15 protein-coding genes are annotated in these 15,233 nt (G+C 66.2%); all 15 read right to left on the bottom strand.

Annotation, left to right across the window (positions count from 1 at the left end):
- Positions 1–14 precede the first annotated feature (14 nt).
- The 15 genes from rpsS to pilO all read right to left on the bottom strand — a co-directional run bounded on the left by rpsS (position 15) and on the right by pilO (position 15,232).
- Positions 15–296, bottom strand: a complete 282-nt coding sequence (gene rpsS / locus ACFVV5_RS11385; protein ID WP_157157198.1) for a 30S ribosomal protein S19 — start codon at positions 294–296, stop codon at positions 15–17.
- A gap of 9 nt (positions 297–305) precedes the next feature.
- Entirely contained in the window at positions 306–1,145 is an 840-nt protein-coding gene (rplB, locus tag ACFVV5_RS11390) for a 50S ribosomal protein L2 (protein WP_387061917.1), read from the bottom strand.
- A 25-nt stretch (positions 1,146–1,170) separates the two neighbouring features.
- Positions 1,171–1,467, bottom strand: a complete 297-nt coding sequence (rplW, locus tag ACFVV5_RS11395; RefSeq protein ID WP_387243546.1) for a 50S ribosomal protein L23 — start codon at positions 1,465–1,467, stop codon at positions 1,171–1,173.
- Positions 1,467–2,132, bottom strand: coding sequence for a 50S ribosomal protein L4 (rplD, locus tag ACFVV5_RS11400; RefSeq protein WP_387243549.1), 666 nt, complete (start codon positions 2,130–2,132; stop codon positions 1,467–1,469). The genes rplW and rplD overlap by 1 nt, the downstream gene beginning before the upstream one ends.
- Before the next feature lie 4 nt (positions 2,133–2,136).
- Positions 2,137–2,796: a 50S ribosomal protein L3 gene (gene rplC / locus ACFVV5_RS11405; protein ID WP_387243552.1), complete on the bottom strand. Its 660-nt coding sequence runs from the start codon at positions 2,794–2,796 to the stop codon at positions 2,137–2,139.
- An 8-nt stretch (positions 2,797–2,804) separates the two neighbouring features.
- Entirely contained in the window at positions 2,805–3,113 is a 309-nt protein-coding gene (gene rpsJ, locus ACFVV5_RS11410; RefSeq protein WP_005050520.1) for a 30S ribosomal protein S10, read from the bottom strand.
- A 668-nt stretch (positions 3,114–3,781) separates the two neighbouring features.
- On the bottom strand, positions 3,782–6,091 hold the full coding sequence (locus ACFVV5_RS11415) for a hypothetical protein (protein ID WP_387243555.1): 2,310 nt from the start codon (positions 6,089–6,091) through the stop codon (positions 3,782–3,784).
- Positions 6,092–6,229: 138 nt separating this feature from the next.
- Positions 6,230–7,732, bottom strand: coding sequence for a choice-of-anchor L domain-containing protein (locus ACFVV5_RS11420; protein WP_387243558.1), 1,503 nt, complete (start codon positions 7,730–7,732; stop codon positions 6,230–6,232).
- Positions 7,733–7,892: 160 nt separating this feature from the next.
- Entirely contained in the window at positions 7,893–9,086 is a 1,194-nt protein-coding gene (gene tuf / locus ACFVV5_RS11425) for an elongation factor Tu (RefSeq protein ID WP_387243561.1), read from the bottom strand.
- A gap of 157 nt (positions 9,087–9,243) precedes the next feature.
- Positions 9,244–11,358, bottom strand: a complete 2,115-nt coding sequence (gene fusA, locus ACFVV5_RS11430) for an elongation factor G (RefSeq protein WP_387243564.1) — start codon at positions 11,356–11,358, stop codon at positions 9,244–9,246.
- 104 nt (positions 11,359–11,462) lie between these two features.
- Positions 11,463–11,933 (bottom strand): 30S ribosomal protein S7, encoded by a 471-nt coding sequence (gene rpsG / locus ACFVV5_RS11435; protein ID WP_387243567.1) that lies wholly within the window; start codon positions 11,931–11,933, stop codon positions 11,463–11,465.
- A complete protein-coding gene (gene rpsL, locus ACFVV5_RS11440; protein WP_055811472.1) occupies positions 11,933–12,307 on the bottom strand; it encodes a 30S ribosomal protein S12 in 375 nt (124 codons plus the stop codon). Before rpsL ends, rpsG begins: the two co-directional genes overlap by 1 nt.
- A 374-nt stretch (positions 12,308–12,681) precedes the next feature.
- Complete coding sequence (locus tag ACFVV5_RS11445; RefSeq protein WP_387243570.1) at positions 12,682–13,176, bottom strand: DUF6121 family protein; 495 nt, start codon at positions 13,174–13,176, stop codon at positions 12,682–12,684.
- Between the two features lie 13 nt (positions 13,177–13,189).
- Positions 13,190–14,425: a hypothetical protein gene (locus tag ACFVV5_RS11450; protein WP_387243573.1), complete on the bottom strand. Its 1,236-nt coding sequence runs from the start codon at positions 14,423–14,425 to the stop codon at positions 13,190–13,192.
- 102 nt (positions 14,426–14,527) lie between these two features.
- A complete protein-coding gene (gene pilO / locus ACFVV5_RS11455) occupies positions 14,528–15,232 on the bottom strand; it encodes a type 4a pilus biogenesis protein PilO (RefSeq protein WP_387243576.1) in 705 nt (234 codons plus the stop codon).
- Position 15,233: the final 1 nt, after the last annotated feature.

Below are 15,233 nucleotides of genomic sequence, written 5' to 3' on the forward strand. Positions count from 1 at the left end.
CTTACGCCACCGCGTTAGCGGCGACGACCCTTCTTGTCGTCCTTCACGTGTCCACGGAAGGTGCGGGTGGGAGCAAACTCTCCGAGCTTGTGCCCAACCATGGTCTCGGTGACGAACACCGGGATGTGCTTGCGACCGTCGTGCACCGCGATGGTGTGACCCAGCATGGCCGGGACGATCATCGAGCGGCGCGACCAGGTCTTGATCACGTTCTTGCTGTTGGCTTCGTTCGCCGTGACGACCTTGCGAAGCAGGTGGTCGTCGACGAAGGGGCCCTTTTTGAGACTGCGTGGCATCTTCTACTCCTACTTACGCTTCTTGCCGGCGGTACGACGACGAACGATGAGCTTGTCGCTTTCCTTGTTCGGGTGGCGGGTGCGGCCTTCCTTCTGGCCCCACGGGCTGACCGGGTGACGTCCACCGGAGGTCTTGCCCTCACCACCACCGTGCGGGTGGTCGATCGGGTTCATGGCAACACCACGGACGGTCGGACGGACGCCCTTCCAGCGCATACGGCCGGCCTTGCCCCAGTTGATGTTCGACTGCTCGGCGTTGCCGACCTCGCCGATGGTGGCGCGGCAGCGGGCATCCACGTTGCGGATCTCACCCGACGGCAGGCGGAGCTGCGCGTAGGGGCCGTCCTTGGCGACGAGACGAACCGAAGCTCCGGCGGAGCGGGCCATCTTGGCGCCGCCGCCCGGCTTGAGCTCGATCGCGTGGATCACGGTACCGGTCGGGATGTTGCGCAGCGGCAGGTTGTTGCCCGGCTTGATGTCCGCGCCTGCACCCGACTCGACGATGTCGCCCTGCGACAGCTTGTTCGGGGCCAGGATGTAGCGCTTGGTGCCGTCCACGTAGTGGAGCAGCGCGATACGTGCGGTGCGGTTGGGGTCGTACTCGATGTGAGCGACCTTGGCGTTGACGCCGTCCTTGTCGTTACGACGGAAGTCGATGACGCGGTACTGACGCTTGTGCCCACCGCCGATGTGGCGGGTGGTGATGCGGCCCTGGTTGTTGCGGCCACCGGTCTTGGAGAGCGGGCGAAGCAGCGACTTCTCAGGCGTCGACCGGGTGATCTCAGCGAAATCGGCAACGCTCGAACCGCGACGACCGGGGGTCGTGGGCTTGTACTTACGAATAGCCATGTCTGTTTTCCTCTAGATCCCGGCCTTAGCCAACTGCCGTGAAGATGTCGATGGAACCGGACTTCAGCGTGACGATCGCACGCTTCGTGTCCTTGCGCTTGCCGGCACCGAACTTGGTGCGGCGGGTCTTGCCCTGACGGTTCAGGGTGTTGATCGACGCGACCTCGACCTTGAAGATCTTCTCGATGGCGAGCTTGATCTCGGTCTTGTTCGAACGCGGGTCGACGAGGAAGGTGTACTTGCCTTCGTCGATGAGTCCGTAGCTCTTCTCAGAGACGACCGGAGCGATGATGACGTCGCGCGGGTCTTTGTTGACGGCCATTACGCGTCCACCTCTTCCTTCTTGGTCGCTGTGCTTGCTGTTTTCGAAGCGATGAAGGCCTCGAGGGCGCCCTTGGTGAAGACGATGTCGTCGCTCACCAGGACGTCGTAGGCGTTCAGCTGGTCGTAGTGCAGCGTGTGCACGGTGGGGATGTTGCGGACGCTCTTGGCGCTCACAGCGTCGTCGCGCTCGAGCACGATCAGGACGTGCTTGGAGGTGGCGACACCGGTGAGGTACTCCACCACGGCCTTGGTCGACGGGGTCTCACCGAGAGCGAGCGACTCCACAGCGTGCAGACGGCTGCCGCGGGCGCGGTCGCTGAGTGCACCGAGCAGAGCGGCGGCGATCATCTTCTTGGGGGTGCGCTGCGCGTAGCTGCGGGGCACCGGTCCGTGGACGATGCCACCACCGGTCATCTGAGGGGCGCGGATCGAGCCCTGACGAGCGCGACCGGTTCCCTTCTGCTTGAACGGCTTGCGGCCGGCACCGGAGACCTCACCACGACGCTTGGTCTTGTGGGTGCCCTGGCGCGCTGCGGCGAGCTGGGCGACGACCACCTGGTGGATCAGCGGGATGTTGGTCTGGACGTCGAACAGGTCGGCGGGCAGCTCGACGGAGCCCGCCTTCTTGCCCTTGACATCGAGGACGTCAATCGAGGTAGCCATACGACTAGGCCCCCTTCACTGCGTTGCGGACGAAAACGATGCGGCCGCGTGCGCCGGGAACGGCGCCCTTGACCAGCAGGAGGCCCTTCTCGGCGTCGACGGCCTGGACCTTGAGGTTCAGGACGGTCACGCGCTCGCCACCCATACGACCGGCCATGCGCATGCCCTTGAAGACACGGCTCGGGGTCGAAGAGGCGCCGATGGAACCCGGCTTGCGGTGGTTGCGGTGCGAACCGTGCGAAGAGGAGACACCCTTGAAGTTGTGTCGCTTCATGACACCGGCGAAGCCCTTGCCCTTCGACGTTCCGACGACGTCGACCAGCTGGCCGGCTTCGAAGGTCGCGTCGACGGTCAGCTCCTGGCCGGCCGCGTAGTCGGCGGCGTCGGCGGTGCGGACCTCGGTGAGGTGACGACGGGGGGTGACACCGGCCTTGTCGAAGTGACCGGCGGACGGCTTGGTGACCTTGCGCGGGTCGATCTGGCCGAACGCGATCTGCACAGCGTTGTAGCCGTCGACCTCGGGGGTGCGGATCTGGGTGACCACGTTCGGGGTGATCTCGATCACGGTCACGGGGATGAGCTTGTTGTTCTCGTCCCACACCTGGGTCATGCCGAGCTTCTTGCCGAGCAGGCCCCTGGAAATCTTGGTCTCGATAGCAGACATGATCCCCCCTAGAGCTTGATCTCGATGTTGACGTCGGCCGGCAGGTCGAGACGCATGAGCGAGTCGACGGCCTTGGGCGTCGGGTCGATGATGTCGATGAGGCGCTTGTGCGTGCGCATCTCGAAGTGCTCGCGGCTGTCCTTGTACTTGTGGGGCGAACGGATGACGCACACCACGTTCTTCTCGGTGGGAAGCGGCACGGGGCCGACCACGGTCGCGCCCGCGCGGGTCACGGTGTCGACGATCTTGCGCGCCGAGGTGTCGATGACCTCGTGGTCATACGACTTAAGCCGAATGCGGATCTTCTGTCCCGCCATGTCTGACTCACTCTCTTGTTATGGCGTCGTACGAGCCCGATACCCGAAGGAACCGGCCTCGCATTGGACGCGGGTGACGAACGCCAGGCGTTACGCCGCTGCTCTTGCAACACTTTTCTTCTGTCAACTCACCGACCCCCGCGCTCGGGCGTGTCGCCCGAATCGGAGACATGGATGACCCATGTTCCCGAAGGTGATCGATTAAGCTTTGTTCTTCTACCCGCGGCCTAACCATCTGCCGCCGGTCGAATTGACGACCTCGCGGTGGGCTATGCACTGCCTGGCAGTGATCCGTTCGGAGCACACGTATGAGCACTCGTTCCGAAATGTTGAACTAGACAAGTTTGCCAGACTCTTGGCTCCGCTGCAACCCGGGCGTGTCGCGCCACGCCGTGAGCGCCCGAATCGGGTGCCGCATCCGCACAAAAAGAAGGAGCGGGACCGGGCGTTCTCCGCCGGTCCCGCTCGAGTGACGCCTCGCGCCGTCACTCCCTTCTGATGCCATTGGATCCGCTCACGCGGTGCCCGAACTTTCCGCCCGAGGCCCTGTCAGCGGCTTGGCCTGGTTTGCGAGGTTGTGGATACCCATACGCGCTCCCTTCGTCGGCGGTCCGTCCGGAATGAACGGTCCATACATTGTGCGTCCGTATCACGGAGAGGTAAACCCCCTAGCGCTGGTCTCCGCTTCTGCGGCGCATCCGGAACAGGACGGCGGCTCCGAGACCGATCAGCGCGAGGGCCGCGAGTGCCGGGCCCCCCACGTCGCTACCGGTCGCGGCGAGCCCGACGGTGGTCGTTCCCGTCGTGGCGGTGGTCGTTGTCGTGACCGAGGTCGGCGTGCAATGCGTCGACGCCGGCGGGTAGGCCACCGTGGCGGCGGTCGTGGGGTTGATCCTCACCTCGACGACCGCGTCGTTGCGCAGATCGTAGAACGGTGCGGCCGGGTCGAGCACCCACGTGCCGTCGCCGAGCTGCCGCCATCCCGGCCAGCCGTTGCCGCGGCCGTTCGCATCGACGCTCGCCCCCGGCCAGAGCTGGGTGCCGCTGATCGTCTGGCCGTTCATCCATCCGGCGGGAACCGGTATGTAGTCGACCTGCTGCGCGCCGTCGGCGAGCAATGCCGCCTCGTCTGCCGCCGGGATGCTCGGATCATGCGCGGCGTAGCCGGCGGTCGTCCACCAGATGAGCGCGATCGTCGGAGTCGACGTGATGTTGAACGGCGTCAGCGAGTAGGAGACGACGGGCGCGTCGTTCACGCAGAGCGACTGCGTCGTCACGGCGATGGCCTTCACCTTCGTCATGTCGGTCGAGCAGTTGTCCGACGTGTCGGAGTCGTACTCGGCGCTCGTCACGCAGGCGCTGTTCTCCAGGTCGGGATAGGGCGAGTCGTTGCCGGGGCGGGTGAGCGTCCCCACGGTGGCCTGGAAGGTGAGGTCGACCTTGTCGCCCGTGTTGAGCGTGCCTGCGAAGACGATCGTGAGCACGCCGTCGGTGACCGATCCCGTCCAGCCGGCCGGACCGGAGAGCGAACCGTCGACATAGGTGACACCCGCGGGAAGCGGGTCGCTGACGGTGACACCGGTCGCGTCATCCGGACCGGCATTGCTGACGGTGAGCAGGTAGTCGATCAGGTCGCCCTTGCCGGAGTCGACCACGCCGCCCGGGCCGCCGTCAGCGGTGGAGTGCGTCTTGACGATCGCGAGGTTCACCAGCGGGACCCGGTGCGTCGTCTCGCAACCCGGGCCGTTCTCCGGGCCGTACGGCACGCACGTGCCACCCGGGCCCGGCGTCACGACGTTGTCGATGATCGCCCCGCCCGCGTTCGCGTCGACGACCACGCTGAAGGAGACCGTCCTCGTCTCTCCCGGCGCCAGCGTCGGCACCTGCCACGTCCCGTCGGTACCGGCAAGGCTGAGGGCTGAAGGCAGCACACCGCTCAATGTGGCGTGGTCGAGTACGTTCCCCAGCTTCTCGAGCGCGGATGCGCCCGTGACGATCGCACCCGAGTCATTGGTGGCGGTCAGCGTGTAGGTGATGGTCTGGCCCGGATGCACGACGGTGCCGCTCGCCGGGTCGGCGGTCTTGGTGAGCGTCCAGTGCGGTACGACGGGGACCTGCCTGTTGACCACGACGCAGCGCGCCGTCATGCCGGCGGCCACCTGGACCGTGAATCCCGTGGTCCCGACGTTGACGACCACGCCGTTCGCATAGACGCAGACCGCATTGGCCCCGTCCTGCGGCGCCAGCTCGAAACCGGCCTGCTGCGTCTCCGTGACCGTCACCGACGCCGGCGCTCCGGCCGGGACGGTGAGGTTGTAGGTGACGGCGCCTGTCGCGTCGGTGGTGGTGAGGGACTGCGGGCTGGGAGTCAGCGCCGTGCTTTCGGCGGTGAACTTCCAGCCGGCCGGCGTCGCGTCGACCAGTGCTCCGGACGCGTTCTCGATGTTCTTGACGATGGTGAGCGTGGCATTCGTCGTCGCGGCCGCGACGACGGCTCGTGGGGCGGTCAGCGGCGCCGACGGGTGTGAGGCCGGAGTGGAGGCTGTGCCGTCGGTCGCCGGGGCCGGATCGGCCGCCGGGGCCGGGTCCGTCGCGGGCGCGGGCGCAGCCTCCGGCGCGGGTGCGGGGTCCTGCGCGGGAGCCGGCGCAGGGTCAGGCGCTGGGGCCGGGTCGGGCGCTGGTGCCGGTGCCGGGTCAGGCGCAGGGGCCGGGTCCGGAGCAGGTGCAGGGTCCGCGGGCGCCGGCGCCGGCGCCGCTGCCGCCTGATCGGCGGGGGCGGTCGCCGTCGTCTGGTCGGCGGGAGGCGCGTCGTCGGCGTACGCGGGCGCAGTGAAGCCGGTGACGGCGAGGGCGAGCACGATGGCTGGTGCGACGATGCGCGCTGCCCAGGTGCCGGCGATGGTCAACGGCGACCGGAGATCGGGTTCTTTCCGAAGACCGGAAGGGACGGAGTGGTTGTTGTGACGTCGCATGGTCATACCCCCTTGGCAAGCGCGAGTCATCCCTCGGAAGAGATATTGAGGTTTTCTCAATTTACGATACACCTGCACAAAAGTTTCGCGAGGTCGAAGGTCGACTTCTCTGCGCTGCCACCTCACCGCCGAGGCCCGATCGGGTCACGAGCGTCGTGCGCGCCTCCGGATGCGCGTGAGCGCGATCAACCCGGCGCCAGCCCCGACGAGCACAAGAGCGGAGACGATGGCCGGACCCGCGTCCACGCCCGTCGAGGGCAACGTCCCGAGAGAAGCGCGGGCTCCGTTCGGGAAGACCGGCATCGCGCCCGAGACGATGGGCGGCACGGGCCGCGCGACCACGTCGAGCGTCACGTGCCCGACACCGGATGCCTCCGCCGAATCCACAACGCGGACGGTGAACCCGTCGACCCCGACGAAGTCCTCTGCCGACCGGTAGCTGAAGGCGCGCCCCTTGCCGCTGAGCGTTCCGTGAGCGGTGGGTTCGACGATCTCATAGGTCAACTCGTCGCCGTCGGCATCGATCGCGACTACAGGAACGGACGACTGCTCGCCCTGCACCACGGTGTAGGTCACGTGGGCCACGACGGGTGCGGAGTTGACCGGGGCGGAGTCGGCGGGCACCGGTGGACTCACAACGATGGTCACCGTGTACGGATCGGAGACCGTGACACCGTCGCTCACCGTGAAGGTGAACGTGTCCGTGCCGACGAAGCCGGCGGCTGGAGTGTAGGTCACACCGTCCTCGGTGGACTCGACCTCGCCGTGCGCCGGAGCGGAATCGATCGAGTAGGTGAGCTCGTCCTCCTCGTCGTCGGCGCCCGGGAAGGCAACCGATGCGGTCGCGCCCGACGTCATGGTGAAGCTCAGGTCGCCCGCCGTCGGAGCCCTGTTGGAGTAGAACCCGCCGCCGGCGATGAGCACCGTCGAGTCATACCTGGAATCGGCGACGTCGCCGATGACGAGCTTGGCGTGGTTCACCACCCCTTGACGCACCGGGGTCGTGCACCTGAGCGGGCGCGTGAAGCCGTTGAGCGCCGTGTCGACCGACGCGTCCGTGTTGTCGACGAAGAGGTCGGGCCGCGCAGTGCCATTGATCGTGTTGATCGAGACGGGAGCGCCATCGATCACAGCGCAGTTCTGTCCGTTGACGAACAGAGCGAATGCATCGTTGTATGCGGAGCCGACGAACATGTTGTACTCCTCCGACCCGAAGACGTAGTCGATCGACACCGAGTCGGAGCGGGGGACGAAATCGAACTCGATGGCGCTCGCATCGACCGTGGCGTCGCCGATGAGGGCGTCGAGTTCCGCGTCACCCGGCGTATCGAATCGGGTCGTGCCCCTCGGATCGGTGTTCGGCCCGGGAAGCGCGCTCGTGGCCGTTCCCGTGGACAGAACCACTCCCCCTTCGATTCCGATAGAGGACATTCCCGCGAAGATGCCGACGGCGCGGTCGTCACCCGCGTAGGACACGTTCGACACGCTGACCCCCGGGCCCGCGAGCGTCGAGACGATCTCCTCGAGGGCGATGGAGGTCTTGTCGTTCACCGCCTGCCCAGGCGACGCGGAGGCCGACGGGGCGACCACGACAGCGAGGATCAGGGCGCCGACGAGGGCTCCGGGAACAAGACGACGAGGACGCACGAAGAGTCTCCTCTAAGAGTGGGTGGCGGATGATCCCCGGTCATCCCGTACTCTTCCACCATACATTTTACATTCGGCATGTGCGAGCCGATATCCCCCGGGCATGAGAAAAGGGGCCGGGCCCGAAGGCCCGACCCCTTTTCTGGTCAGTCGAAGAAGACTACTTGACGATCTTCGTGACGGTACCAGCACCCACGGTGCGGCCACCCTCACGGATGGCGAAGCCGAGGCCCTCTTCCATGGCGATCGGCTGGATCAGCGCGACCGTCATGTCGGTGGTGTCGCCGGGCATGACCATCTCGGTGCCCTCGGGCAGCGTGATGACGCCGGTGACGTCGGTGGTACGGAAGTAGAACTGCGGACGGTAGTTCGCGTAGAACGGGTTGTGACGGCCACCCTCATCCTTGGACAGGATGTAGGCGGTGCCCTCGAAGTCGGTGTGCGGCGTGACCGAACCCGGCTTGACGACGACCTGGCCGCGCTCGACGTCTTCGCGCTTGGTGCCACGGAGGAGCAGACCACAGTTCTCGCCGGCCCATGCCTCGTCGAGCTGCTTGTGGAACATCTCGATACCGGTGACCGTGGTCTTCTGCGTCGGGCGGATGCCGACGATCTCGACCTCGGAGTTGATGGCGAGGGTTCCACGCTCGGCGCGGCCGGTGACGACGGTTCCACGACCGGTGATCGTGAAGACGTCCTCGATCGGCATCAGGAACGGCTTGTCCTTGTCGCGCACGGGGTCGGGGATGGAGTTGTCGACGGCATCCATGAGCTCGACGATCGACTCGACCCACTTCTCGTCGCCCTCGAGCGCCTTGAGGCCCGAGACGCGCACGACGGGGGCGTTGTCGCCATCGAAGTTCTGGCTGGAGAGCAGTTCGCGGACCTCGAGCTCGACGAGCTCCAGGATCTCCTCGTCGTCGACCATGTCGGACTTGTTCAGCGCGACGAGCAGGTACGGAACGCCGACCTGCTTGGCGAGCAGAACGTGCTCACGGGTCTGAGCCATCGGGCCGTCGGTGGCGGCGACCACGAGGATCGCGCCGTCCATCTGAGCGGCACCGGTGATCATGTTCTTGATGTAGTCGGCGTGCCCAGGGGCGTCAACGTGCGCGTAGTGGCGCTTCGGGGTCTCGTACTCGACGTGCGAGATGTTGATCGTGATACCACGCTGCCGCTCTTCCGGAGCCGAGTCGATCGACGCGAAGTCGCGCTGCACGTTGGTGGCCGACGGGTACTTGTCAGCAAGCACCTTCGAGATAGCCGCCGTGAGCGTGGTCTTTCCGTGGTCGACGTGACCGATGGTTCCGATGTTGACGTGCGGCTTAGTCCGCTCGAACTTGGCCTTAGCCACTGGGTCCTCCTCAGGACTCTCGTGTAGAAACCCCGGTCGATGGTTTCCGACCGGCAACTCTACGGGATTGTTTACCTATGTTACTTGGTCGATCCGGGATACCGGAACGCTGGTAGGCCAGCGCTCCGGCATCCCAAATCTGTCAGGGGCTCTGCTACTACTCGCCCTTGTTCTTCTGGACGATCTCGTCGGCCACAGCCTTCGGGACCTCCGCGTAGCTGTCGAAGCTCATCGAGTAGACCGCGCGGCCCGAGGTCTTCGACCGCAGGTCACCGATGTATCCGAACATCTCCGAGAGCGGAACGTTCGCGCGGATGACTTTGACCCCGCTCGCGTCCTCCATCGACTGGATCTGGCCTCGTCGTGAGTTGAGGTCACCGATCACATCGCCCATGTACTCTTCCGGCGTGCGGACCTCGACCGCCATGAGCGGCTCGAGGAGCACAGGGTTCGCCTTGCGCGCGGCCTCTTTGTAGGCCATCGAGCCGGCGATCTTGAACGCCATCTCCGAGGAGTCGACGTCGTGCGAAGCGCCGTCGACGAGGGTCGCCTTGACGCCCACCGTCGGGAAGCCGGCGAGGACGCCGACCTGCATGGCGTCCTGGATGCCGTGGTCGACCGACGGGATGTACTCGCGGGGAACGCGACCACCGGAGACGGCATTCACGAACTCGTAGCTCGTCTCGGGGGTGACGTCCATCGGCTCGATCGTGATCTGGATCTTGGCGAACTGGCCAGAACCACCGGTCTGCTTCTTGTGCGTGTAGTCGTACTTCTCGACGGCGCGGCGGATCGTCTCGCGGTAGGCCACCTGGGGCTTGCCGACGTTCGCCTCGACGTTGAACTCGCGCTTCATGCGGTCGACCAGGATGTCGAGGTGGAGCTCGCCCATTCCCTTGATGACGGTCTGACCGGTCTCCTGGTTCTGCTCGGTGCGGAACGTCGGGTCCTCTTCGGCGAGCTTCTGGATCGCGGTGCCCAGCTTCTCCTGGTCGGCCTTGGTCTTCGGCTCGATCGCGACCTCGATCACGGGCTCCGGGAACGTCATCGACTCGAGGACGACCTGGTTGTCCGGGTCGCACAGGGTGTCACCGGTGGTGGTGTCCTTGAGGCCGATCACGGCGTAGATGTTGCCCGCGGTGACGAAGTCGACCGGGTTCTCCTTGTTGGCGTGCATCTGGAAGATCTTTCCGATGCGCTCCTTCTTGCCCTTGGTCGAGTTCACGACACCGGCGCCGCTGTTGACGTGACCGGAGTAGACACGAACGTAGGTGAGACGACCGAAGAACGGGTGAACCGCGACCTTGAACGCGAGAGCCGAGAACGGCTCCGACGCGTCGGCGTGACGCAGGATGACCTTCTCTTCGTCGCGCGGGTCGTGCGCCTCGATGGCGGGCACGTCGAGCGGCGACGGGAGGTAGTCGATCACGGCGTCGAGCATCGGCTGAACGCCACGGTTCTTGAAGGCCGAGCCGCAGAGCACCGGGTAGATCTCGCTGTTGACGGTGAGCTTGCGGATGGCGCCCTTGACCTCGGCGACCGTGAGCTCCTCACCGCCGAAGTACTTCTCGAGCAGCGCGTCGTCGGTCTCGGCGACGGTCTCGAGGAGGGCCTGACGGTACTCCTGCGCCTTCTCGACGAGGTCGGCGGGGATCTCCTCGATGGCGTACTTGGCGCCCATCTGGACATCACCCTTGGCGTCACCGCGCCAGGTCAGGGCACGCATCTCGACGAGGTCGACGACACCCTCGAAGTTGGACTCCGAGCCGATCGGCAGCTGCAGCACGAGCGGCTTCGCGCCCAGGCGGCTGACGATGGTGTCGACCGTGTAGTAGAAGTCGGCGCCGAGCTTGTCCATCTTGTTGACGAAGCAGATGCGCGGGACGTTGTACTTGTCGGCCTGGCGCCAGACGGTCTCGGACTGGGGCTCGACGCCCTCCTTGCCGTCGAACACCGCGACAGCGCCGTCGAGCACGCGGAGCGAACGCTCCACCTCGACGGTGAAGTCGACGTGGCCCGGGGTGTCGATGATGTTGATCTGGTTCTTGTTCCAGAAACAGGTCACGGCCGCGGACGTGATGGTGATGCCGCGCTCCTTCTCCTGCTCCATCCAGTCGGTCGTCGAGGCGCCGTCGTGCGTCTCACCGATCTTGTGGTTGACGCCCGTGTAGAACAGGATGCGCTCGGTCGTAGTGGTCTTGCCGGCATCGATGTGGGCCATGATGCCGATGTTGCGGACCTTGTTCAGGTCAGTGAGCACGTCCTGTGCCACAGGGTTCCTCCGAAGATTAGAAAGTGGAAGGGGCGCCGGTTCCGGGTGTCGCGCCCCATTGGGGTACAACAACCGGGACCGGCGCTGTATTGCCTAAGCCGGTGTTACCAGCGGTAGTGCGCGAAGGCCTTGTTCGACTCGGCCATCTTGTGCGTGTCTTCACGACGCTTGACGGCGGCGCCGAGACCGTTGGACGCATCCAGGATCTCGTTGGTCAGACGCTCGGTCATGGTCTTCTCACGACGACCCTTGGCGTAGCTGGTGAGCCAGCGCAGCGCGAGGGTGTTGGCGCGGTGAGGCTTGACCTCGACCGGCACCTGGTAGGTCGAGCCGCCGACGCGGCGGCTGCGGACCTCGAGGGTGGGGCGCACGTTGTCGAGCGCCTTCTTGAGGGTCGCGACAGCATCCTGGCCGTTCTTGGCGGCGACGCCTTCGAGCGCGTCGTAGACGATGCGCTCAGCGATGCCCTTCTTGCCGTCGAGCAGGATCTTGTTGACGAGCTGGCTGACGATCGGGGCGCCGTAGACGGGGTCTGCGACGACGGGGCGCTTAGGAGCCGGTCCCTTGCGAGGCATTACTTCTTCTCCATCTTCGCGCCGTAGCGGCTGCGAGCCTGCTTGCGGTTCTTGACAGCCTGGGTGTCGAGGGCGCCGCGAACGATCTTGTAACGGACACCGGGGAGGTCTTTCACACGACCGCCACGGACGAGCACCATCGAGTGCTCCTGCAGGTTGTGGCCCTCACCGGGGATGTAGGCCGTGACCTCGGTACCGTTCGAGAGCTTGACGCGAGCCACCTTGCGCAGAGCCGAGTTCGGCTTCTTGGGCGTGGTGGTGTAGACGCGGGTGCAGACGCCGCGCTGCTGGGGGTTGGACTTCAGGGCGGGAGCCTTGGTCTTCGTGACCTTGGGGCTACGGCCCTTCCGAACCAACTGCTGAATGGTTGGCACTGAACTTCTCCTTATATGGACTGCACGGTGACAGGTGTTTCTGTTTCCGAGCCGGACTGAGCCCGTGAGGGTTCGACTGGATTCTCGGGGAAAATCGACGACCGGGCAGAATGGTTCGTGATGGTCATCGATATGCCGTGGGGGCGTGGAACTACCGTGCGGTTGTTCCGGCCCATCGGATGAGTACGTGCCAGCTCACTCGCCGTGCCCATTTCTGGGCACCGAACGAGCGCGCGACAGAGCGCACACCCGATAAATCTTAGCTCCCGCGACCTTTGCGGTCAAATGGATGCGCGGCTCACCGGCGCGCCGAGAGCACCGGAACAGCATACGGAGAGTAGGTGCGCGTGGGCTGAGTGCTCGCAGTCCGCGGGCTATTCCTCGTCGTCCCTCTCCCAGGGCCAGCGCGGGCGGCCGCGCTGGCGGAAACGCCCGACGAGCACCAGCTGGTAGAGGAGCGTGACGAAGACGGCGGCGATGCCGACCGTGAAGGAGGACCAACTGCCCAGTTGCGCGAAGAAGAAGAGGAAGTAGTGGAGCGGCTGGGCCGGGGCGCCGATCGCCCCTGCGATACCGCCGGCTGCTGCGAACACGAAGTAGGCGGCGAGCCCGACGGCGAGCGCGAGGAGAGGCCGGATCCGCTGCTGGTCGGCCGGGACGCGCATCCCGGTGGAGAGCAGGCAGGCGAACACGGTCAGCGTGGCCGCACCGGTCATGATCGGCCCGACCAGCGTTCCGACCGAAGGGTCGGCGATCACCTCGGTGTTCGTGGCGAGGGAGATCAGGCCGAACGCCGCCACGACGATCGCCAGATAGAGGAACGTGGCGAAGGCCGCCACCGCGGCGGCGTACGCGCGATCGTCACGCATGGCGCTCCGTGGATCAGTACCCGTTCTGCGCGGGCGTGGCGTAGGCGGCGACCGCCTGGTTCTGTGCGTCGGCCAGTCGCTGGTCGTAGTCGGCCTGCGCTTCGGCGTTGCGGATCTTCAGCTTGCGTCCGCGCGCGGCGAGCCACGCTCCGGTCCAGATGGTGACCTCGCGGGCGATCACGCCGGCGAGCACGGCGAACGGGTTGACCCAGAGACGGCTCACGAGCACCCCGGCCTCGTTCGGCGTGAGCTTGGTGATGTCGTTGTCCATCAGAGCGGCGCCGACGAAGGAGAAGTAGACCAGCACGGCGACGACGAGGCCGCCGAGGATGTACGCCCACCAGCGTGCGCGGTTGAGGATCTGGATGAGGACGACCATGCCGACGAAGAAGACGACGACCGGCGTCCACCCCTGCCACGAGCGGACGAAGAGGAGCAGGTTGTCTACCAGCTCGGCGCCGGGCGTGAAGATGTTGCCGACGATGACCACCGCGGCCGCCCAGAGGATGGCGAACGCGAGCGTGCCGACGAGGGCGTACAGGATGCCGAAGCCGCGGTTGCTCTTCTTCTTCGGCGGCTCGGGGCGCTGAACATAAATAGGAGTGACCTGCTGCGCGTACGCGGCGGTCGGAGCCGCGGCGGACCCGGCCGCCCAGGCTGCTTCGGGGGCGGATGCGGCGGGAGCGGTCGTCGCTGCTGCGGCGGTCGCCGTCGTTGCGGCGGATGGCGTGACTGCAGCGGCTGCCGTGGCGGCCGTGGCAGCTTCCGCTGCGACGATCACCGGGGTGGCCGACTCGGCGGGCGAGGCGGTGTCGATGGTCGCGGATCCGGCGGCAGCAGCAGGTGTCGCCTCGACGTCGCCGGTGTTGGTGCGCGCGACGGCGGCGGCGACATCGTCGTTCGTGGTGACCACGGGCTCGGGTTCGACCGGCGTCGGGGCCGCGGTGCGCGACTTCGCCGAGGCTCGCGTCTTCGGGGCGGCCGGGGTGGCCGGGCTGCCGTCCTCCGGGTGGTTGACGTGGCCGCGTGCGGAGACAGGCTTGGACGGCGGGTCGACGACACCCGGATCCGTGTCGTGCGGCTCCGCTGCGGCATCCTTCGCAGAGGTGGGCGCGGCTGCAGCGGGCGCGGCAGCCGCGGTTTCGGCCGGCGCCGTCGCGGGCGCGACCACCTCGCCCGTCGCCGAGTCGGCCTGCGCGGCGGCGTCGCCCGAACCTGCGTTCGGTGCTTCCGGCGTCGTGTTGCTCATGTGCCACTCCTCGATCGGCCCGGTCGGGCGTCCGTCAGTGGTGCCCACTGTAGCAACGAGGCGGTCGAAGTCCAGGGAGGGTGTTCGGCGCGGGCGCTCTCCCTATTTCTTGGCCGCGGCGGCCTCCGGCTGGGTGAGTACGTAGATAAGACCGCTGACCGTACCGTCGAAACCCGGCCCGCTGGTCGAGGGAGCGGATGAGAAGGCCGTAACCAGGAACAGGCGATCACCGGTCTGCGTCCCGTGAAGAAACTCCAGAATGTTTGCGTACGGTCCGTTCACAGACACAGTGACGGGCACGGCTGCGAAATTCGCGGCAGTGATGAGCGAGTTGACCACCGGAGGGACGCCCGCGGTCGGGCCGGCCACCGCCGGAGTGGGTGCTACGGACGGAGCCGGGGTCGGCGTCGCCGACGGCGACGGAGTCGCAGACGGAGCGCTCCCGGCCACCGGTTGGACAGGCTTGTAAGCCTGCGCGTCAGCGGCGGTCCAGTTGGTGATTGTGAGGCCGTTCTTCGCTGCGATCCCGTACAGCTCATCGACGAACGACGGGATCGACTGGTCCGAAGGCACCGATTTCTGCAGAGTCGCGAGCTTGGACTGCAGGGCCGGAAGGTTCTTGTAGTCCTTCTTCAACTGTTCGAGCGCCGCCGCGCTCTGTGCATTCGTTTTCGCGATCGACGCGGTCTGCGTGTCGGCTGCGGACGCCGAGTCCAGCTGCGGCTGGATCGCGACGACCCATCCCAGTGCGACGATGACGACCATCACAACCGCCGCTCCGATGATCCAGATACGTGTCTTGTCCATC

Source organism: Leifsonia sp. NPDC058248, from assembly GCF_042881905.1.
Taxonomy (GTDB): domain Bacteria; phylum Actinomycetota; class Actinomycetes; order Actinomycetales; family Microbacteriaceae; genus Leifsonia.

Excerpts from the sequence above, each read along its gene's own strand:
- rpsS (WP_157157198.1), bottom strand. The coding sequence starts at position 296 with ATGCCACGCAGTCTCAAAAAGGGCCCCTTCGTCGACGACCACCTGCTT.
- rplW (WP_387243546.1), bottom strand. The coding sequence starts at position 1,467 with ATGGCCGTCAACAAAGACCCGCGCGACGTCATCATCGCTCCGGTCGTC.
- rplB (WP_387061917.1), bottom strand. The coding sequence starts at position 1,145 with ATGGCTATTCGTAAGTACAAGCCCACGACCCCCGGTCGTCGCGGTTCG.
- rpsJ (WP_005050520.1), bottom strand. The coding sequence starts at position 3,113 with ATGGCGGGACAGAAGATCCGCATTCGGCTTAAGTCGTATGACCACGAG.
- ACFVV5_RS11415 (WP_387243555.1), bottom strand. The coding sequence starts at position 6,091 with ATGACCATGCGACGTCACAACAACCACTCCGTCCCTTCCGGTCTTCGG.
- rpsG (WP_387243567.1), bottom strand. The coding sequence starts at position 11,933 with ATGCCTCGCAAGGGACCGGCTCCTAAGCGCCCCGTCGTCGCAGACCCC.
- ACFVV5_RS11445 (WP_387243570.1), bottom strand. The coding sequence starts at position 13,176 with ATGCGTGACGATCGCGCGTACGCCGCCGCGGTGGCGGCCTTCGCCACG.
- pilO (WP_387243576.1), bottom strand. The coding sequence starts at position 15,232 with ATGGACAAGACACGTATCTGGATCATCGGAGCGGCGGTTGTGATGGTC.
- ACFVV5_RS11450 (WP_387243573.1), bottom strand. The coding sequence starts at position 14,425 with ATGAGCAACACGACGCCGGAAGCACCGAACGCAGGTTCGGGCGACGCC.
- rplC (WP_387243552.1), bottom strand. The coding sequence starts at position 2,796 with ATGTCTGCTATCGAGACCAAGATTTCCAGGGGCCTGCTCGGCAAGAAG.
- rplD (WP_387243549.1), bottom strand. The coding sequence starts at position 2,132 with ATGGCTACCTCGATTGACGTCCTCGATGTCAAGGGCAAGAAGGCGGGC.